The sequence below is a fragment of the Methylomonas sp. BG-2 genome (genome assembly GCF_057766305.1).
This window is the reverse complement of sequence record NZ_JBYMAP010000224.1, coordinates 1-6,377: the sequence shown is the minus strand read 5'-3', so window position 1 is coordinate 6,377 and position 6,377 is coordinate 1. Positions and strand designations below refer to the sequence as shown.

4 protein-coding genes are annotated in these 6,377 nt (G+C 59.5%); 2 read left to right on the top strand and 2 right to left on the bottom strand.

All coding sequences use genetic code 11. The features are described 5' to 3' along the window. Both AC3B8H_RS17105 and can read left to right on the top strand, forming a co-directional pair. A partial coding sequence (locus tag AC3B8H_RS17105; RefSeq protein ID WP_488442751.1) for a TonB-dependent siderophore receptor occupies positions 1–1,181 on the top strand: 1,181 nt, incomplete at its 5' end. Between the two features lie 167 nt (positions 1,182–1,348). After that, positions 1,349–1,981, top strand: a complete 633-nt coding sequence (gene can, locus AC3B8H_RS17100) for a carbonate dehydratase (protein WP_488442750.1) — start codon at positions 1,349–1,351, stop codon at positions 1,979–1,981. A gap of 40 nt (positions 1,982–2,021) precedes the next feature. Here the strand turns inward: can and AC3B8H_RS17095 are convergent, their stop codons facing one another. Further along, complete coding sequence (locus tag AC3B8H_RS17095; protein WP_488442749.1) at positions 2,022–3,071, bottom strand: HD-GYP domain-containing protein; 1,050 nt, start codon at positions 3,069–3,071, stop codon at positions 2,022–2,024. A gap of 367 nt (positions 3,072–3,438) precedes the next feature. Next, positions 3,439–6,377, bottom strand: a 2,939-nt coding sequence (locus AC3B8H_RS17090) for a PAS domain S-box protein (protein WP_488442748.1), incomplete at its 5' end; no start/stop codon positions are given.

The window sequence follows — 6,377 nt, the reverse complement described above, 5'->3', positions numbered from 1 at the left end:
ACTGGGACAACCACGTCAAAAGCTCGGAGACGTATTCGTTCAACACCAATTTGCTCGGCCACCTGCATACCTGGGGCGTTAAACATACGCTGCTGCTTGGCCACGATTATTACACCTACACCGACCAGAGCGAAAATCGCTGCTGCGCCGCCGTTGACACCATCGACATCTACAATCCGCAACCCTTTAACGGAACCCTGCCATTATTACCGTTGAACTACGGTTATACCCATCAGGAATGGAACGGGGTGTATTTTCAGGACCAGATGGTTTTTTGGGACAAACTACATTTGTTGGGCGGCGGCCGCTACGACTGGGCCGACTACGGCGTTGGTGGTTCCAGTGTCTCCTATGCCGCCGCCGAAGCGCTGTTGAACATCAACCATGTTTCCGCCGGTAAATTCAGCCCGCGGGTCGGTGTGTTGTATCGCGCCTTTCCGTGGCTGTCCTTGTACGGCAACTATACCGAATCCTTGGGTACCAACAATTCCTACAGCGCCCGCAATTTGGACGGCACGCCGCTAAAGCCGCAGGAAGCCAGACAATTCGAAGGCGGGATCAAAACCGAACTGCTCGATCAAAAATTAACCGCCAGCTTGGCATATTTCGACATCGTCAAAACCAATTTAGCGACGGGAAATCCCGATCCCGCGCTGGCTCTCCTTGGCTATATGACCACGGTCGGCGAGGCGCGCAGCCGGGGCGTGGAGTTTGATTTGGCCGGCGAAATTTCCGAAAACTGGAGTTTGATCGCCAATTACACCTATCTGGATACCCGGATTACCCAATTCACCGAGCAGGACGTCTACGGCGGCGTCAGTTTGCTGGGCAAACGTTTCCCGAACGCGCCGCGCCATTCGGCCAACCTCTGGTTGAAGTATGAATTCACCGTCCCGACGCTGGTCGGCTTGAGTTTGGGCAGCGGTATCCGGGTGACTAGCCAGCGCCAAGGCGATCCGCAAAACAGCTTTCAGCTGCCCGGCTACGCGACTTGGGACGCTTCGGCGGCATATAAATTCAAGGTGGGACCGACTCGGATGACCGCGCAACTCAATGCTTACAACCTGTTGGACAAGCGCTATTTCACCGGCGCGGATACTTTCGACGCCAGCCAGCGGTTTTACGGCAACATGCCCGGCGCGCCGATCAGCTTCATCGGTTCCATCAAGGTCGAGTATTAGGCCCTCATCCCGGCGGAACGCGATCGGTCGAAATCATCGGCGCCATCGGCGATAATGGCGGGTTTTGGGATACGGGTCCAAACCCGCCTCGCCGACGGCGCACTGTCTGGCGGGTTGTGGCATTACCGTATCCCGGTTGCAAACCACCCAAACCGATAGGTCGAGCCATGCATACACCCTCTAAATTACTGTTGGAAAACCGGGCCTGGTCGCGGGATATGGTGGCGAAGGAGCCTGGCTATTTCGTCGAGTTGGCCAAGGAACAGCGTCCCGATTTTTTATGGATCGGTTGTTCCGATAGCCGGGTGCCGGCGGAAACGGTGGTCAACGCTCAGCCCGGCGAAATCTTCGTGCATCGCAATATTGCCAATCAGGTGATTACCACCGATTTCAATTGCCTGAGCGTCTTGCAATACGCCATTGCGGTGCTGAAGGTGAAACATATCGTGGTTTGCGGCCATTACGGTTGCGGCGGCGTCAAGGCGGCGATGCAGCCGCAACGCGGCGATCTGACGATTACCAATAAGTGGTTGATGCACATCAAGGATGTCTATCGGCTGCATCAGGATGAATTGGCGTATTTGAGCGAAGACAAAAAAATCGATCGCATGATAGAGCTGAATATTCTGGAGCAGGTTTATCGTTTGTCCCACACCTCCATTGTCCAGTCAGCCTGGAAATACGGTCACAAACCCACACTGCACGGCTGGGTGTACGGTTTGAATGACGGGATTATCGAGCAGTTGGTCGAACTGGATCATACCGCCGAAATCCCGGCGATTTATCGTTACAGCGACTGAACAAGCCAGCTTCCGGGCCGGGCGTTTCGGCCCCAGCCGGTCAATTGTCCAGCCGATAGCCCTTGTCGCGAAACAGCCGAAGCGCGGCGTCGGCGACTTGTGGATCGAACATGATCCCGCGCTTGCTTTCGATTTCCGCCAAGGCGGTGTCAATGCCCAAACCGGGCCGGTAGGGGCGATGGGATGCCATCGCTTCGATGACATCGGCAACCGCAATGATCCGGGCCTCCAGATGGATTTCCCCGCCATTTAAACCGTGCGGATAACCGGAACCGTCCAGGCGTTCGTGGTGTTGGCCGACAAACTCGGCGATCGGCCACGGGAAATCGATGGCCTTGAGGATGTCGTAACCATCCTGGGCATGCAATTTGATCAACGAAAACTCAAGTTCGGTCAGCCGGCCCGGCTTGCACAAGATTTCCGCCGGAATCTTGACCTTGCCGACATCGTGGACCACGGCGGCCAGATGCATGCCTTCGATGCGGTTTTCCGGCAGACCCATTTCCCGGGCGATTTCGGTGGCGACCTGGGCTACCCGGCGTTGATGGCCGGCGGTATAAGGATCGCGCATCTCGACGGTGGCGGCGATCGCGGTGATGGACTCCAGCAAATTGGCCCTCAGCTTCAATTCGCTACGTTTCAGCGACTGGGTGCGCTCTTCCACCATATCGCCCAAATGATGGCGCAGTCGGTTGAGTTCCAGATGGGTGTGAACGCGGGCCAGCAGCTCCTCGCGTTGAAACGGTTTGGTGACGTAATCGACCGCGCCTAATTCGAAGCCGCGCAGTTTTTCCTGAGTGTCGGACATCGCGCTGACGAAGATGACCGGCACGTCGCCGGAACCGGGGATTTGCTTGAGCCGTCTGCAGACTTCGAAACCGTCCATGCCCGGCATGCTGACGTCAAGCAATACCAGTTCCGGCGCCTGTATCTCGGCGGCGTGCAGCGCCAGCTCGCCGCTAATCGCCGAGCGCACTTCGTAGCCCTCGGCCTTGAGCACGTCGGTCAGCAGCCTAAGCGAGGCCGGGGTGTCGTCCACCGCTAAGATCAGGCCTTTGGACGAAGTCGAACCGGATTGTTCATCGATCATTGGGTGTTCCCTGGTCAAGGCAGGCCTCCTCCGGCTGCTCGGCTGCTGGCTGGGTTGGCGCGGCCGATGGGTTGGTGTACTCGAATTTCCGCGCCGGGAGCCTTGATCGTTGGCCGCCGACGGCGAAATTCGCCGATTTTGCCGACGGGCGCTTCCTTGGACTATCGACGCATCCTGCCTCGGCGCCGTATCGGTCGTCTATACCCGGTTATTGTAGGCCGAGTTGTCTTGCCCTGCACAAGCGGCTGCTTTTTTAACCGAAGGGTCTGCGCATCACGCCGCGCCGGATCATTCACCGCAGTGGGCCATCTCGCGCCGAGTCGTCGTTGAACCGCGAGAAAACTGCGACGTGTAGACCGGCGCCGGTCTAAACGCTGTTGCGCTTGGCTGCTTCCAGATACTCCAGCAACGCTTGGTAGTTGAACTCGTCGGCCGCGCTGGCGAGGCCGACGGCCAGATTGGGCGCGATCGGGGCAATTTCTGCGATCAGCGCGGCAACCGCCTCGCTGTTCAGGTTTTCCAATGCCTCGGCCAGCCGATCGCGCAATTCGACGGGCAGCGCCGCCAGCGCGTCGGTGTCCACCGGCGGCGCGGCGGGGGGCATGGCCTCGGTAGCGTAGCGATAGGTCAGTCCAAGTTGCCGAGCCAGGCAGTCGTAAATTTCCGCGAACTGGTAGGGCTTACGAATGACGTCGTCCATGCCGGCGTCCAGCATTTCCTGTTGTTGTTCCTTAAACGCCGAGGCGGTGACCGCGACAATTTTCACGTTACCACCCGCCGGCGTTTGCCGAATCCGCTGGGTAGCCTCAATGCCGTCCATCACCGGCATGCGGCGGTCCATCCAAATCAAGTCCGGGTGCCAGCTTTCGAATAAAGTTACGCAGTCCCGGCCGTTCTCGGCGATTTTCACTTCCAGACCCAGGTTGGTCATCAAGCGTCTTAACAGCAAGCGATTTTCCCGCTGATCCTCGGCGATCAGTATCCGGTAGTTCGGCTGGCCGTCGGCCAGACCGATCACCTTGCCGCTGGAAGCGGTGGAACCCTCGCTGACGCCGTCCGCGCCGGCCAGCGCCACCGGCAAATCGACTTGAAATAACGAGCCTCGGCCCAGCTCGCTGTTGACCCGGATGTCGCCGCCCAGCATGCGGACGAATTGGCGGGTAATCGTCAGGCCCAAGCCGGTACCTTGCTGAGAGACGCCGTCCGCCAACTGTACGAAGGGTTCGAACAAGCGCGATTGATCTGCCGCCGCGATGCCGGGGCCGCTGTCCTCCACCTCGATCAGCAGATGGTGTTTGGCGTTGTGTTTGATCCCCATCCGCAACGTGACTTGGCCGCGCTCGGTAAACTTCACGGCGTTGTTGATCAGGTTGATTAATATCTGCCGGATGCGGGCTTCGTCGGAGCGGACGTAGCGGGGGCATTCGTCGGCTTGTTCGATGACTAAAGACAAGCCTTTTTCGCGGGCCCGGATGCGCATCATCTCGGTGACATCCTTGACCAGCGCGTACAAATCGAATGCGGTAATCTCCAGTTGCAGGCGGCCGGCTTCGATTTTCGCGACTTCCAGCACATCGTTGATCAGATTGAGCAAGTGTTCGCCGCTACGATTGATGATATCCAGGCTTTCCGCCTGATGCTCGGTAAGGCTCGGGTCGTGGCGCATCATGCCTGAGAACCCCAGGATGGCGTTTAACGGTGTCCGCAATTCGTGGCTCATGTTGGCCAGAAAAACGCTTTTAGCCTTGTTCGCGGCTTCAGCGGCGTCGCGAGCCAGGCGCAATTCGTCGGTGCGGCGCCGCACGGTGTCCTCCAGCTCTAATTTATATTGGTTCAGTTCCGCCTCGATGCGCTTGCGCTCGGTGACATCGCGGGCAATCGCGAGCACGCTGACGACCTCGCCGTGCTCGCCTAGCTCCGGTATGTGGCGAATTTCGGTGGTACGTCCGTTAGGCCAGGTAAACTCCATCAAATTCGGCGTTCCGCTGCCGACCACGCCGAGCACGGCGTTGAGCAGCGGCCTTGTCAAGTCCGGATTGCCCGGTATCGGTAATTCGCACACGGTCTTGCCGAACGGTGTCATGTCGGTCGTTCCCGAGCTGCGCGCGGCCGACGCATTGATGTACAGGTGCCGGCCCAGCGTATCGAAACGTACGATGCCGTCCGGGTGATTCTCGGTCAGCGTGCGAAACTCGCGCACCCGTCTAGCCAGCGCCGCCTCGGCTTGCTTGCATTCGCTGATGTCCCGGCAAATGACCAAGTTGTATACCTGGCCGGCGAATTCGAACACATTGGCCGTCAACTCCACCGGAAAGCGCCGGCCGTCCCGGCGTTGCTGCCGAGTTTCGAATTGCGTGCGCCGCCGCTCGCTTAATTCCCGGCTGAAGTTCGCCCAGGTATCGCTGGTCCAATCCGGGATGATGTCCAGCAGACACATGCCGCCGGTGAGTTCTTCCCGGCTGTAGCCGAGGGTGCGCACCGTGCTGAGATTGGCGTACAAAAAGTGAGGGTCGTTCTCGCCCATCAACAGAATCGTTTCATCGACTCGATCCAGCGCGAAGCTCAGCAAATGCAGGCGTTGCTGGGTTTGCTTGCGTTCGGAAAGGTCGTAGGTCAGGCCGACAAAACCGCCGATCCGTCCGGCGTCGTCGCGCAGCGCGGTGATCGACAAATACACCGGAATCCGCTGCCCATCCTTGCGGATGAAGGTCCATTCGCGCTCTTCCGGTTGATGGCGGATCGGCTTGGCGGCGAATACCTCGAAGCCGGGCGGGATGCTTGCGCCGAACTCGGCGGAGAGTTCGCCGGCGTAGCGGGCGATTTCCTCGCCGTCGTGCCACAGCGCGGGGGTGGCGCTGCCGACGACTTCGGCGGCGGCGTAACCCAGCAACCGCTCGGCGGCGGGGTTGAAGCTGGTGACGGTGCCGTCCGGGCTGGTGGAGACAATACCGTGGGCGATGTTTTGCAATATCGTGTGTTGGAAAACATTGGCGTGGCGCAATTCCTGTTCGCGCGCCTGGATCGCGGCCATCATCGCGTTGAAGTTTTGCCCCAGGCGCGCCAGTTCCTCGGCGCCGGCGGCGGGTACCCGGTGGCGGTAATCGGCCGCGACGCGCACCCGTTCGGTCGCGTCGGTCAGCGCGGCGATCGGCGCGACGATGGTGCGTTTCAGCATCAGTTGTTGGCCGATCGTGGCGACTAACAGCACCAGCACGCCGCCACCAAATAAGCCGAACAGCTGGCGGGATTGCTGGTCGATGGCCGCCATGCTCATGCCCAGATACAGCCGGGCGCCGCTGGGTAGGG